The following is a 13,164-nucleotide window of genomic DNA, read 5'->3' on the forward strand; positions in this document are numbered from 1 at the left end:
AAGGAATGACCATTATTACTTCACGCAGGACCGTGATACTGGCCTTAAGTTTGTTGGCTCTATGTTTCATCTACCTTGGCATAAATAACGGTGAAACTGCCACCAATCAGGGCCACAGGCCGGACGGCGAAACGGTCGTGGAAGCAGCAGATATACCCGCTGGGTTGATCGCCGGCACCAGCACCGGTGCAGTTTCCGGGAGTACTCCCGGTGAAATCACCGGTGAGGAAGAAACTGAGGGGGACGCCTTCTTCACGGAATATCGTTTAAATAGGGACCGCCGCCGGGCTCAGGAAATAGAATTATTGCAGTCGATGCTGAATTCGACGGATGCGGCCAGTGAAGTAAAGCAAGAAGTGCAATACAAACTGCTGGAAATCACTAATGCCATCAACCAGGAACTGTCATTGGAAACCTTGATCATGGCCAAAGGATATGCCGATGCGGTGGCAGTGGTACAGCCGGAACATGTGACCGTAGTAGTCCGCGATGCTGACTTTACCGAGGAAGATGCAGCCAGGATTGCTGACTTGGTCACCAAAACCACCGGCGTACCTTTATCTAAAGTGACTATTTTTGCTAAAAGATGACCAGGCCGCTAGAATTATGTATACATGCGGCCAAACGGTTGCAGGGCCTCCCGGCCACAATTATAATGTACAATAACGATCATGAGTGGTTCCCCTGGGTCGCCAGGGTTTTTTTAGGGAGGTCATTGGATGCAACCATTGAAACTTACCGACACTACATTGCGTGACGGTCACCAGAGTCTGTGGGCTACCAGAATGCGCACTGAAGATATGCTGCCCATCCTGGAAAAACTGGATGAGGTCGGCTACCACTCCCTGGAGGTATGGGGAGGGGCCACCTTTGACGTCTGTATGCGTTACTTGGGAGAAGATCCTTGGGAACGGCTGCGCATCTTGCGCCAGAGGATCAAAAAGACCAAACTGCAAATGCTGCTGCGGGGTCAATCCCTAGTGGGCTACCAGCATTATCCCGATGATGTGGTTAAGGCTTTTATCCGGAAAGCGGTTGATAACGGCATAGACATTATTAGGATTTTTGATGCCTTAAATGATTTGAGAAACATGGAAGTACCTATTGAAGCTGCCAAACAAGCCGGGGCCCACGCGCAGGGGACGGTGGTGTATACCATCAGCCCGGTGCATACATTGGAACACTATGTGGATACAGCTTTACACTTGGAACAAATGGGCGTGGATTCCATCTGCATCAAAGACATGGCGGGTTTGCTGTCTCCTCATGTGGCCTATGAACTAGTCAGTTTGTTAAAGCAAAAAGTCCGCGTTCCCATCCAGCTGCACAGCCACTATGTTGGGGGTTTGGCTGTAGGCGCTTATCTGGAGGCGGCCAAGGCGGGAGTGGATGTGGTCGATACGGCTTCGGTGCCGCTGGCCTTTGGTTCTTCTCAACCCCCGGTGGAGACAGTGGTCAGGGCCCTGCAGGGTACTCCCTATGATACCGGGTTGAACCTGGCCCAGCTGTTCGAGATTGCCCAGTATTTTGATGAGTTGCGGAAAGAATTAGGATTTGAACGGGGTGTCACCCGTATTTCCGACATGCAGGTCTTTGAGCACCAAGTGCCGGGAGGAATGATTTCCAACCTCGTTTCCCAGTTGAAAGAACAAAAGGCGCTCCATCGCTTAGGTGAGGTGCTGGCGGAAATACCGCGGGTCAGGGCGGAATTAGGTTACCCGCCGCTGGTAACTCCCACCAGCCAAATCGTGGGAACCCAGGCGGTGCTCAATGTACTTACCGGGCAAAGATACAAATTAGTGCCCGGTGAAGTTAAAGCTTATGTGAAGGGAGCTTATGGGAAACCTCCTGCTCCTATCGATGAAAACATCCGCCGATTGATCATCGGAGACGAGCCCGTCTGTGAAAAGCGCCCGGCAGATTGCTTGGCACCCATGCTGGAAAAAGCAAGACAGGAAATTGAGGCATATATCACTTCGGAAGAGGACCTATTATCCTACTGCCTGTTTCCCCAAGTAGCGAAAAAGTTTTTTGAGGACAGGAAGGCGGGCCGGTTGACAGGAAATGATAACGGCGCCCGTAACCAGGTCAAGCAGCAAGGAGGTCAGACTAAAATGGAACTAAAAGAAATCCAGGAACTCATCAAATCTTTGAACCAATCAGGTTTCTCGGAATTCAATTTGGAAACTGACGGCCTCAAGCTCCAGATCAAGAGAACCAGCCAAGCGGCTACTGCACCAGCCGGTCCGGAAGTCGCCGGGATGGAAGAGACGAAGAAACCATTGGAAAAACAAGACAGCAATGCAAGCCGTAAACACCATGTCTTGAAAGCACCGATGGTGGGTACTTTTTACCGGGCTCCGGCTCCGGACGCAGAACCTTTTGTGGAAGTGGGCAGTCTGGTGACCAAAGGGCAAACGGTGTGCATTATCGAGGCCATGAAATTGATGAATGAAATTGAAGCGGATATTGCCGGCCGCATTGTAGAAATAAAAGTGGAAAACGGGCAGCCGGTGGAATATGGTCAAGAACTTTTTGTGATCGCAGAGGAGTAGAGGTATGTTCAAAAAAGTCTTAATCGCCAACCGGGGAGAAGTGGCCGTCCGTATTATCAGGGCTTGTCAGGATCTGGGCATCAAGACCGTGGCCGTCTATTCCGAAGCTGACCGGGATTCCTTGCATGTGCGGCTGGCCGACGAAACAGTGTGCATCGGTGCTCCTCCTTCCACCCATAGCTACCTGAACATCAACAACATTATTAGCGCTGCCAAGATTACCAACGCTGATGCCATTCATCCCGGATATGGTTTCCTGTCGGAAAACCCTTATTTTGCCGACATGTGTAAAGCTTCAGATCTAATCTTTATCGGCCCTCCCCCCGAGGTCATGCGTACCATGGGAGCCAAGGCTAAAGCCAGGGAAACCATGAAAAACGCCGGTGTACCGGTGGTCCCCGGTTCTTCCGGCATTTTGCGGGACCCGCAGGAAGCAGTGCAACTGGCGGCTGAAATCGGCTATCCGGTGATTGTGAAGGCTTCCCAGGGAGGGGGAGGACGCGGCATGCGGGTGGCCCACAATGAAACGGACTTGAAGAAAGCCTTGCAGGTCGCCAGCAATGAAGCAGAAGCCGCATTTGGTGACAGCAGCGTTTACTTGGAAAAATACATTGAAGAACCGCGCCATATTGAAGTGCAAATTGTCGCCGATCATCACGGCAGCATTCTCCATTTAGGTGAACGGGATTGTTCCATGCAGCGGCGGCACCAGAAGATCTTAGAAGAAGCTCCCTCCATATCTTTGGACGAGGAAACCAGGCGAAAAATGGGGGAAGCAGCCGTTACGGCCGCCCGCTCCGTCGGGTATCGCAATATCGGTACCATAGAGTTTTTGCTGGACCGGGACAACAATTTTTATTTTATGGAAATGAACACCCGGCTGCAAGTGGAGCACCCGGTAACGGAGATGGTAACCGGGATTGACCTGGTCAAAGAACAGATCAAAATTGCAGCGGGTATCCCTTTGGCTTTCAATCAGGAAGAGGTCACTATCAAAGGCCACGCCATCGAATGCAGGATTAACGCGGAGGATCCTCAGAAAGGATTCCGGCCTTCTCCCGGGGTAGTGACCGGATTGGTGGTGCCTGGAGGCTTTGGGGTTAGGTTTGATACCTGTCTATACCAGGGATACCGGATCCCCCCATACTATGATTCCTTAATCGGAAAGCTCATTGTGTGGGGCGAAAATCGCCAGGCGGCCATCGCTCGCATGGAGCGCGCCCTGGGGGAACTGGTGATAGAAGGTGTGAAAACCACCATTCCTTTTCATCAAATGGTACTTCAAAATGCTTTTTATCGTAAAGGAGAAGTATACACTAACTTTATCCAGCGCAGGATTCTTACATGATCTAGTCTGGATTTGCTTACAAAGAGTGGACTGCCGTTGTCAATGCAGTCCACTTTTTGGTATACTATGGGTAGTTTAATCAAGATAAATAATGAAAGTGGGGGTTTAATCATGACAAATTCGGAAAAAATGGTAGAAACTAAACCTGAAGGAAAAGGTTCAGTTAAGATTGCTGATGAAGTGGTAGCCATTATTGCCGGTCTGGCTGCAACGGAAGTGGACGGCGTAGCGGGGATGAGCGGCGGAATTGCCGGCGGCATCGCGGAAATGCTGGGCCGGAAAAATCTCTCCAAAGGGGTCAAAGTAGAAGTAGGGGAAAAAGAAGCAGCCGTGGATATTTATGTGGTGGTTGAGTTCGGCGTGCGCATTCCGGACGTGGCGTTGAACATTCAACAAAGGGTGAGGCAGGCCGTCGAAGGCATGACCGGCCTGAAAGTAGTAGAGGTAAATGTGCATGTCCAAGGTGTCAATTTTCCCCAGCCGGAACCGGCAGAAGAGGAACAGCGAGTGAGGTAAGCTGAAAGGAGTTGCGCTCTGATGAAACCTTACCAGCGAGTACTGGTGAGCATTTACAGCCTGTTATTTGCTGTCCTGGCATTATTAGTCTTGTTGGTGGCTTTAGGCTGGCACCAGCCTCTTGACGAGTTTCAGGCACTTTTGGCTCAGGAACAAACTCGCTGGATAATAGCAGCCGTTGCAGCTGTCGTTTTTCTCGTCGCTGTAAGGTTATTATTCAGCAGTTTCGGTGCTCCCCCCATGACGCAAGCAAGGGTACAACAGACAGGGTTAGGCGAAGTCCACATTACCATCAGTGCTTTGGAAAACATGGTAAAAAAAGCCTTGCACAACATGTCCGGGGTGTCTCAAGTCAGGCCGCGCATTAAGTGCAACTCCGAGGGAATAGCGGTATTCGTCAAGGTGCAGTTGGCGCCTGAAATGAACATCCCTCAGACTACTGCCCAAATACAGTCTGCCATTCAAGAATACCTGGAAACTTATACAGGCATGAAGCTGCTGGAAGTCAGGGTATTAGTAGAAGACGCTCCCCCAGAGCCCCGGGCCAGGGTTGAGTAATCGAGGTGATGATGATTGAATTGGGATGAAATATTCAATAAGGTTTGGCAGCATCACCGGGGTAAAGTCATCGGAATCGGGTTAGGATTATTATTCGGTTTGCTGGCAGTATCCGTCGGGTTATGGAAAACCCTTTTTATCGCCATCTGTATTGGGATTGGTTACCTGGTCGGTAAGCGGGCTGATGAAAAAGGAGACTTGCAGAAACTGTTAAACAAGTGGTTTGGTGATTAATTGTTTTTTGGGGTGACAGTATTGGGAAGACGACTTGCACGGGAAAAAGCTTTGCAAATACTGTTTCAAATTGACGTAGGCAGGATCCGTCCCGAAAAAGCCTTGCACTACAGCTTTCAGGAAGAAGATTTATCCAGCGATGAAAAAGAATTCGCCACAACACTGGTTCTTGGGACCTTGGAGCATCTCGAAGAAGTGGACAAGTTGATTTCCCAGCACTCCCGTGACTGGCCGTTAAACAGGATCGCCAATGTGGACCGGAATATCCTGCGCCTGGCCGTTTTTGAGTTCTTGCATGTACCCGACATTCCACCTAACGTAACTATTAATGAAGCCATAGAATTGGCCAAGGTTTTTAGCGGGGAAGGAGCCGGTGCCTTTGTCAACGGTATTCTGGACCAAATCCGGCGCCATATTGTTCAAGAACAACCGCAAGAATAACATACCGGGGAGGCCAACAGTGAAAGCGGTTTTAGGTATTGACACAAGTTGCTATACCACATCTTTGGCTTTAATGAGTATTGATGGCCATCTCCTCGCGGAACACCGCCGTCTCCTGACCGTGCCACAGGGAGAAAGAGGATTACAACAGTCCCGGGCGGTGTTTCAACATGTCCAAAACATAGCAGGAGTCTTTCAAGCCGTCGAGCCCGGGCTGCGAGACGTAGAACTGGTGGCCGTAGCGGCCAGTACCAAGCCGCGGCCTGTCGATGGTTCTTATATGCCGGTGTTTACCGTTTCAGAAGCCTTTGGGCGGGTGCTGGCAAGTACGCTGGGAGTGCCCTTTTGGGGTACCACCCATCAGGAGGGACACTTACTGGCAGGGCTCTGGTCCGGTAAGGCCGGTCTGCCACCTGCTTTCTTAGCCGTACATTTGTCCGGGGGAACCTCGGAACTACTGCACGTAACCGTTAAGCCCGGGGAAGCAAAGCTGGCCATTGAGATCCTGGGCGCTACCAAAGATCTTCATGCGGGCCAGTTCATTGACAGGGTGGGAGTGGCCCTGGGCCTGCCCTTTCCGGCAGGACCCCATTTGGAAAAACTGGCCCGGCAGGCGCAGGGCCGGGATATTATCATACCTTCTTCCGTCAAGGGTTACTCCTTCAGTTTTTCCGGCAGTGAAACCTGCGCCCAGCGATTGATCGCCCAAGGCTTACCAAGAGAGAGCATCGCCCGGGCGGTGGAAAACTGCATCGCCAAAACTCTGGAAAAGGTTCTTCGCCGGGCCGTTGAGGATACCGGTATTAAAACGGTGTTAATCGTGGGCGGTGTGGCGGCAAACCGGTATCTCCGGGCAAGACTGATCCATCGCCTGGGTCATCCTGCCGTCGGAGCCCAGCTGGTTTTCGCCGAACCTGACTTAAGTACCGATAACAGTGTTGGCGTGGCTCTCAGCGGTGTCATGGCTTTCCAGCAAGGTCTACTTTAGTAAATTATTGTACTAAATTTCTAATAAATTTCCTGCAGGAGAAATCCCTAAATAGTGGAATATGATTACAGTACGATCTTAATTAGGGGGGAGTACGTTGTACCAGATTGTAAGAAAGAAGGTATTTTCACCAACGCTCAAGTTGATGGACGTTCAAGCACCGGATGTGGCGCGGAATGTCAAAGCCGGTCAATTTGTGATTTTGCGCATGGACGAAATGGGCGAGCGTATTCCATTGACCGTAGCCGACTATGACCGCGAAGCCGGTACCATCACTATTATTTTCCAAGAAGTGGGTTACTCCACCATGGCTTTAGGCAAATTGGAAGCAGGAGATTACTTATTGGACTTTGTGGGTCCATTGGGAGAGCCCACTGACGTACAAAACTTTGGCAAAGTAGTGTGTGTCGGCGGCGGGGTGGGAATTGCCCCCATTTTCCCAATTGCCAGAGCTCTTAAAGAAGCCGGTAATGAAGTGATCTCCATTATCGGTGCCCGTAATAAAGACTTGCTGTTCTGGGAAGAAGAAATGAGAGCGGTCAGTGACCGGTTGTATGTGGCTACGGATGATGGGTCTTATGGACGCCAAGGTTTCGTGACTGACATTCTAAAAGAAATAATTGAACAAGAAAAAGTGGACCGGGTTTGGGGGATCGGCCCCCTGGTGATGATGCGTGCCGTTTCGGAAGTGACCAGGCCCAGCGGCATTAAGACCATTGTGAGCATGAACCCCATCATGGTGGACGGAACAGGCATGTGCGGCGCATGCCGGATCAGTGTTGGCAATGAAACTAAGTTCGCATGTGTTGACGGACCGGAATTTGACGGGCACTTGGTGGACTGGCAATTAGCCATCAGGCGGAGCCAGATGTACAAGGATGAAGAAAAACGGGCCATGGCCAAAGGTCAATGCGGGGGTGGATGCGGATGCCATTAATTAAAGACAAAACGCCGATGCCGGCTCAGGATGCAAAAGCCAGGATTAAAAACTTCAATGAGGTTGCCCTTGGTTATTCGGAAGAAGACGCCCTAAAAGAGGCGGAGCGCTGCATACAATGTAAGAAGCCCGGCTGCCGCCAGGGTTGCCCCGTGCAGGTCAATATCCCCGAGTTTATTGCGAGAATTAAGGAAAAAGATTTTATCGGTGCTGCGAACAGCATTAAAGAGTACAACAATCTCCCTGCTATTTGTGGTCGAGTTTGTCCCCAGGAGAACCAGTGCGAAAAGTATTGTGTCGTAGGCAAGAAAGGAGATCCCGTCGCCATTGGACGCCTGGAACGCTTTGTGGCTGATTATGCCATGGCCAATGACAGTGCCAAACCCCAGCGCATACCCTCCAACGGCAAAAAGGTGGCCGTGGTAGGTTCCGGCCCGGCAGGTTTGACCTGTGCCGCTGACCTGCGCAAGATGGGCTATGAGGTCACCGTTTTCGAAGCCTTACACGTGCCCGGCGGCGTATTGATGTACGGTATTCCGGAATTCAGGCTTCCCAAGGCCGTAGTGCAGAAAGAAATTGACACGCTCCGGGACTTGGGTGTCGAAATTAAGGTTAACAGTGTGATCGGCAAGATTGAAACAGTCAATCAACTGCTGGAACAAGGTTATGATGCGGTGTTCATCGGTACCGGTGCCGGCTTGCCGTATTTCATGAACATTCCGGGGGAAAATTATAACGGGGTTTACTCAGCTAACGAATTCTTGACCCGGGTTAACCTGATGAAAGGTTACTTGTTCCCTGAATATGCCACCCCGGTGAAAGTAGGCCGCCGCGTAGCCGTATGCGGCGCAGGCAATGTGGCTATGGATGCTGCCAGGACTGCCTTGCGATTAGGGGCGGAAGAAGTGTACATTGTGTACCGGAGATCCAAGGCCGAAATCCCGGCGCGTCATGAAGAACTGGAGCATGCTTTAGAGGAAGGAGTGCAGCTGGTTCTTCTCACCAGTCCGGTGGAGATCCTCGGCAATGAAGAAGGCTGGGTAACCGGTATGAAGTGCATCCGGTATGAATTAGGTGAACCCGATGAATCAGGGAGAAGAAAGCCCATACCCGTTGAAGGGTCCGAGTTCGTCATGGATGTGGATACGGTGATCATGGCCATCGGTCAAGGACCAAACCCATTAGTTCCTACCACCACGGAAGGATTGGCCACGACGAAACGGGGCAATATTGTAGCGGACGAAGAGACAGGCCAAACGTCTCTGGAAGGTGTGTTCGCGGGCGGAGATATCGTGACCGGGGCTGCCACCGTCATCCTGGCCATGGGTGCCGGCAAGAAGGCGGCACAAGCCATCGATGCTTATCTGAAACAGAAATCCAACGGCAATTAACCGATTATACCTTAGTCTAGACGCATCAATATTGCCACAATTTTGATGCCACCCTTTGCTGGTTTTCATCAGATGAGTACCTTATATCCCGGTGGCTAAAATTACTATAAAGAAAGGGTTGATCCGGTTGGCTAAAATTATTGACGGTAAGGCTATTGCGGCCGAAATCAGGGAAGAAGTAAAGGCGGAGGCCATGCAATGGAGAGAGCAGGGCATTATTCCTAAACTAGCCGTGATTCTGGTGGGCGATGATCCTGCCTCAGTAGTCTATGCCAATTCCAAGCAGAAAGCCGCGGAAAAAGTGGGGATCGACTTCGAACTGTTCCACCTGGCGGGCAGTACCCCGGAAGCCGAAGTGATTTCTTTAATTCAAAAACTGAATGATGATGCCTCCGTCCACGGAATTATGGTGGAGCTTCCTTTACCTGATCATATTTCCAAGGAAAAGGTCATGGAAGCGGTTCATCCGTTAAAGGATGTGGATGGTGTGCATCCGGTGAACCGGGGGTACATTTTAAGTGGTCAAGAAGGCTTGTTTCCCGCTACGCCCCAAAGCTGCGTAGAGATTTTGCTGCGGTCCGGTGTCGAGTTAAAGGGTAAACACGCTGTCATCGTCGGCCGTGGTGAGACAGTCGGCAAGCCTTTGGTTTTCCTATTATTAAAGCACCATCCGACCATCACCATCTGCCATTCCCGTACCGCAGATTTGGCCTACCACACCCGCCAAGCCGATATTCTCATCGCTGCCGTCGGCAAGGCCAACATGATTAAGGCCGACATGGTCAAGCCCGGCGCTGTCGTCATCGATGCCGGTATCAACGAAGTTGAGGGCGGCATCACCGGAGACGTGGATTTCGAAGCGGTCAAGGAGGTAGCCGGTGCCATTACCCCTGTGCCCGGCGGAGTGGGTTCTTTGACCACGGCCCTCTTGTTCAGGAACGTATTGCTGGGATTAAAGCTCCAGCAAAAGAAATGATTTTTCCCGGGAGGTTGCTTTGATGAGTAACATTTTTGATTCTTCTTTGCGTCAAGTATTAGAAGCTTCCGCTTCTGATGCTCCTACGCCAGGCGGCGGCAGTGTGTCCGCCATTGTGGGAAGTTTCGGGGTAGCCATGGTTTCCATGGTCGCCAATTTGACCACAGGCAAGGAAAAATATAAAGATGTGGAACCACAAGTAAAGGCAATTCTGGAGAAAACCAGTAGAATTATGGCCCGCCTAGAGGAGCTCGTGGCGGAAGATATGCAGGTTTTCGGCAAGTTCATGGAAGCGCTGAAAATGCCAAAGGATACGGAAGAACAAAAGAGCCTGCGGGCCGGCAAAATGCAGGAAGCCCTCAAAGCGGCTACCGATACCCCGATGGAAATAGCTCGGGTGTGCTTGGAAGGCCTGGAATTGGCTGCCGAGCTGTCCTCCATCGGAAACAAGGGAGCCATTAGCGACGTGGGAGTGGCAGCCTACGTGGCGGAAGCAGCTTTAAACAGCGTCCTGTTGAGCGTGGATATTAACATCCCCAGCATCAAAGATGCTGAATACGTGGACCAGGTCCAACAAGAGAAATATGCCCTTATCGTGAAAGCCGCCCAGTTGAGAGAAAAGGCTGTAGCACAAGTAAGGGACAGGATGTAACTATGTTGTTTCGCGCAGAGCCAGTGAAGTGTTGGCAGGTTTCGGAACTGAATAATTACCTGAAGGAGCTGTTGTCCAGCAATCCTTTCCTGTCCAACCTGTGGATTAAGGGGGAGATTTCCAACCTGCGGCAGCCCGGATCCGGTCACCTGTTTTTCACCTTAAAGGACCGGACCGGCTCTATCCGTGCCGTCATGTTTCGCTCCAAAGCTGTGGAACTGCGCGTACCCTTGCGAGATGGGATGGAGGTCCTGATAAGGGCCTCCCTTTCCATTTACGAAAGGGACGGTGTTTACCAGCTCTACGTAGAAGAAGTGCACCCATTAGGCGTGGGGGATTTGCACCGGGCTTTTGAAATGCTGAAGGCCCAGTTAGAAAAGGAAGGGCTGTTTCGACCGGAGCGCAAAAAGAAACTGCCTTACCTGCCGCGCCGGATCGGTTTGGTCACTTCCACCACGGGCGCAGCCATAAGGGATATCCTGACAGTCTTGCTGCAAAGATGTCCCTCTTTGGATATTGTGGTGGCCCCGGCCCTCGTGCAGGGTGCCGGTGCGCCTGATTCTATTGCCCATGCTTTGGCGCTCTTGAACCGCTTCGGTCAGGTAGATGTGATTATTGTGGCCAGGGGAGGAGGATCCCTGGAGGAATTGTGGGCTTTCAATACGGAACAAGTGGCCAGGAGTATTGCTGCTTCAACCATTCCGGTGGTAACGGGAGTAGGACATGAAACTGATTTTACCATCGCTGACTTGGTGGCGGACCGCCGGGCTCCCACTCCTACGGCTGCTGCGGCTCTGGTGGTACCTGACCTCCGTGAAGAACTGGATAAACTGGACGTAAAACTCAAGAGAGCCCACCGCAGCCTGGTGAGTCTATTGACCAAAAAGCAGCAGCACCTGCATGGGATTGGCAAGTATTCAATCCTGGCACGACCGGAACAGCTTTTTGCCCGGCAGAAACAGCGGCTTGAAGCCACCCAGCACAAACTGCATCTGATCATTAAACAGTATTTCCAGGAACGGCACAATAAACTGGGTGTGCAGTGGCACAAACTGGATGCTTTGAGCCCTTTGAAGGTACTGCAAAGAGGTTTTTCCATTTGCCGGGACGAGCAAGGCAAAATAATCACCAGTGCCGCTCAAGTGGTGGTGGGCCAGCTGTTGGAAGTAAAACTGAAAGAAGGCAGCTTGGACTGCCGGGTAATGGGGGTGAAAGAATCTAGTGCCCAAGGACAACCGGAACCTAACGTATGAAGAAGCGTCGCAGCGGTTGGAAGCTATCGTGCAGCGCCTGGAACAGGAGGAACTGAGCCTGGACGAAGCCCTGGATCTATTTGAAGAAGCCGTCATTTTGGCCAACTATTGCAGGAAAACACTATCTGCTGCGGAACAGCGGCTGTCGGTCCTGCTGGAAAAGGAAGACGGCCGGCTATTACTGGAACCTTTTTCCCTATCGGAGGAATAACCATGATGAACATCCAACAATACTTGCAAGATAGAAAAAAGATGGTGGAGGAAGCGCTTTTCAAGCACTTGCCCCCGCCAAATACCTACCCGGCAGTAATTCATGAAGCCATGCATTACAGCTTGGCCGCCGGAGGCAAAAGATTGCGGCCTATCCTGGTACTGGCTTCCGCAGAAGCAATCGGCCATTGCGACCCGGCAGCCATGGCCCCCTTATATTGTGCCGTGGAATACATCCATACATACTCGCTGATTCATGATGACCTACCGGCGATGGATGATGATGACTTCAGAAGGGGCAAGCCCTCTTGTCATAAAGCTTTCGGGGAAGGAATCGCCATTTTGGCCGGAGATGCCTTACTAACTTATGCATTTGAACTGCTAACCCATTTAGCTCCACCCGAAGGTGTTTTCCCGGAAGAATTAGTGGTAAGAATCATCAAGGATATCAGCTGCAGCATTGGAACCACAGGTTTAATCGGCGGGCAAGTGGTAGACCTGCAATCAGAAGCCGTCCGGGTGGACCTGGATACCATAACCTATATTCACCGGCACAAGACCGGCGCTTTGTTTAAGACTTGTATCCTTTCCGGTGCCAGGCTGGCCGGGGCTACGGAGAAAGAATTAGAACATTTAGCTAACTACGCCGATGCCTTCGGCATGGCCTTTCAGATTATCGATGATATTCTAGACATCGAAGGAGATCCTGCCTTGCTCGGCAAACCAACCGGAAGTGATGCCAAGAAGCAAAAAGCTACTTATCCCGGTCTAATGGGTATTGAGGCAGCGCGGGCAAAAGCCGAAGACTGTATCAGCCAAGCGGTACGGGCTCTGGAATCTTTCGGAGAACAAGCCGAAGCATTGCGACAGCTGGCCGTCTATATTGGACAAAGAGAGATCTGATTCTCTTGCCCCTTGCTCTTTAGCCTATTCGGTGGTATAATGCTTAGTCGAAATAGGCGTACATTATTTCTAAAAATGAGTGGTGCAGTATTCTAGTCAGAATGGCCAATTTTGAAGACGGGCCTAAAAATCCGTCAAAGGGCACATCGATGAAGTTCCTGGTGCTGGCTGCCGATGCCCCGTCGGGGGTTGGTGCTGGGAG

General features: G+C 51.3%; 15 protein-coding genes. All 15 read left to right on the forward strand.

Annotated features, from left to right (window positions below; all coding sequences use genetic code 11):
* The first annotated feature begins 5 nt into the window (after nucleotides 1-5).
* Complete coding sequence (locus GXX34_09615; protein ID HHW07766.1) at nucleotides 6-590, forward strand: SpoIIIAH-like family protein; 585 nt, start codon at nucleotides 6-8, stop codon at nucleotides 588-590.
* A gap of 129 nt (nucleotides 591-719) precedes the next feature.
* The gene (gene accB, locus GXX34_09620; GenBank protein ID HHW07767.1) at nucleotides 720-2,555 is read left to right on the forward strand and encodes an acetyl-CoA carboxylase biotin carboxyl carrier protein; all 1,836 of its coding nucleotides are present in this window, start codon (nucleotides 720-722) and stop codon (nucleotides 2,553-2,555) included.
* A 4-nt stretch (nucleotides 2,556-2,559) separates the two neighbouring features.
* A complete protein-coding gene (gene accC / locus GXX34_09625; protein ID HHW07768.1) occupies nucleotides 2,560-3,903 on the forward strand; it encodes an acetyl-CoA carboxylase biotin carboxylase subunit in 1,344 nt (447 codons plus the stop codon).
* A gap of 111 nt (nucleotides 3,904-4,014) precedes the next feature.
* Complete coding sequence (locus GXX34_09630; protein ID HHW07769.1) at nucleotides 4,015-4,419, forward strand: Asp23/Gls24 family envelope stress response protein; 405 nt, start codon at nucleotides 4,015-4,017, stop codon at nucleotides 4,417-4,419.
* Nucleotides 4,420-4,440: 21 nt separating this feature from the next.
* A complete protein-coding gene (amaP, locus tag GXX34_09635) occupies nucleotides 4,441-4,977 on the forward strand; it encodes an alkaline shock response membrane anchor protein AmaP (protein HHW07770.1) in 537 nt (178 codons plus the stop codon).
* 15 nt (nucleotides 4,978-4,992) lie between these two features.
* Nucleotides 4,993-5,211, forward strand: a complete 219-nt coding sequence (locus tag GXX34_09640; GenBank protein HHW07771.1) for a DUF2273 domain-containing protein — start codon at nucleotides 4,993-4,995, stop codon at nucleotides 5,209-5,211.
* Nucleotides 5,212-5,232: 21 nt separating this feature from the next.
* Nucleotides 5,233-5,652: a transcription antitermination factor NusB gene (nusB, locus tag GXX34_09645; protein ID HHW07772.1), complete on the forward strand. Its 420-nt coding sequence runs from the start codon at nucleotides 5,233-5,235 to the stop codon at nucleotides 5,650-5,652.
* A gap of 73 nt (nucleotides 5,653-5,725) precedes the next feature.
* A complete protein-coding gene (locus tag GXX34_09650) occupies nucleotides 5,726-6,640 on the forward strand; it encodes an O-sialoglycoprotein endopeptidase (GenBank protein HHW07773.1) in 915 nt (304 codons plus the stop codon).
* A gap of 97 nt (nucleotides 6,641-6,737) precedes the next feature.
* Entirely contained in the window at nucleotides 6,738-7,577 is an 840-nt protein-coding gene (locus GXX34_09655) for a sulfide/dihydroorotate dehydrogenase-like FAD/NAD-binding protein (protein ID HHW07774.1), read from the forward strand.
* On the forward strand, nucleotides 7,568-8,968 hold the full coding sequence (gltA, locus tag GXX34_09660; GenBank protein ID HHW07775.1) for an NADPH-dependent glutamate synthase: 1,401 nt from the start codon (nucleotides 7,568-7,570) through the stop codon (nucleotides 8,966-8,968). The genes GXX34_09655 and gltA overlap by 10 nt, the downstream gene beginning before the upstream one ends.
* A gap of 127 nt (nucleotides 8,969-9,095) precedes the next feature.
* On the forward strand, nucleotides 9,096-9,944 hold the full coding sequence (locus tag GXX34_09665) for a bifunctional 5,10-methylene-tetrahydrofolate dehydrogenase/5,10-methylene-tetrahydrofolate cyclohydrolase (protein ID HHW07776.1): 849 nt from the start codon (nucleotides 9,096-9,098) through the stop codon (nucleotides 9,942-9,944).
* Between the two features lie 22 nt (nucleotides 9,945-9,966).
* The gene (locus GXX34_09670) at nucleotides 9,967-10,596 is read left to right on the forward strand and encodes a cyclodeaminase/cyclohydrolase family protein (protein ID HHW07777.1); all 630 of its coding nucleotides are present in this window, start codon (nucleotides 9,967-9,969) and stop codon (nucleotides 10,594-10,596) included.
* Between the two features lie 2 nt (nucleotides 10,597-10,598).
* A complete protein-coding gene (gene xseA / locus GXX34_09675; GenBank protein HHW07778.1) occupies nucleotides 10,599-11,849 on the forward strand; it encodes an exodeoxyribonuclease VII large subunit in 1,251 nt (416 codons plus the stop codon).
* Nucleotides 11,818-12,060 carry an exodeoxyribonuclease VII small subunit gene (xseB, locus tag GXX34_09680; protein ID HHW07779.1) on the forward strand — a complete coding sequence of 81 codons (243 nt, stop codon included), beginning with the start codon at nucleotides 11,818-11,820 and terminating at the stop codon, nucleotides 12,058-12,060. The genes xseA and xseB overlap by 32 nt, the downstream gene beginning before the upstream one ends.
* Nucleotides 12,061-12,065: 5 nt before the next feature.
* Complete coding sequence (locus GXX34_09685) at nucleotides 12,066-12,962, forward strand: polyprenyl synthetase family protein (GenBank protein ID HHW07780.1); 897 nt, start codon at nucleotides 12,066-12,068, stop codon at nucleotides 12,960-12,962.
* The last annotated feature ends 202 nt before the right edge of the window (nucleotides 12,963-13,164 follow it).

Source organism: Clostridia bacterium (genome assembly GCA_012840125.1).
Classification (GTDB): domain Bacteria; phylum Bacillota; class DULZ01; order DULZ01; family DULZ01; genus DULZ01.

What these genes read in the sequence shown, in the direction of transcription:
- GXX34_09615 (HHW07766.1), top strand. Translation starts at nt 6, where the DNA reads ATGACCATTATTACTTCACGCAGGACCGTGATACTGGCCTTAAGTTTG.
- accB (HHW07767.1), top strand. Translation starts at nt 720, where the DNA reads ATGCAACCATTGAAACTTACCGACACTACATTGCGTGACGGTCACCAG.
- accC (HHW07768.1), top strand. Translation starts at nt 2,560, where the DNA reads ATGTTCAAAAAAGTCTTAATCGCCAACCGGGGAGAAGTGGCCGTCCGT.
- GXX34_09630 (HHW07769.1), top strand. Translation starts at nt 4,015, where the DNA reads ATGACAAATTCGGAAAAAATGGTAGAAACTAAACCTGAAGGAAAAGGT.
- amaP (HHW07770.1), top strand. Translation starts at nt 4,441, where the DNA reads ATGAAACCTTACCAGCGAGTACTGGTGAGCATTTACAGCCTGTTATTT.
- GXX34_09650 (HHW07773.1), top strand. Translation starts at nt 5,726, where the DNA reads ATGAGTATTGATGGCCATCTCCTCGCGGAACACCGCCGTCTCCTGACC.
- gltA (HHW07775.1), top strand. Translation starts at nt 7,568, where the DNA reads ATGCCATTAATTAAAGACAAAACGCCGATGCCGGCTCAGGATGCAAAA.
- GXX34_09670 (HHW07777.1), top strand. Translation starts at nt 9,967, where the DNA reads ATGAGTAACATTTTTGATTCTTCTTTGCGTCAAGTATTAGAAGCTTCC.
- xseA (HHW07778.1), top strand. Translation starts at nt 10,599, where the DNA reads ATGTTGTTTCGCGCAGAGCCAGTGAAGTGTTGGCAGGTTTCGGAACTG.
- GXX34_09685 (HHW07780.1), top strand. Translation starts at nt 12,066, where the DNA reads ATGAACATCCAACAATACTTGCAAGATAGAAAAAAGATGGTGGAGGAA.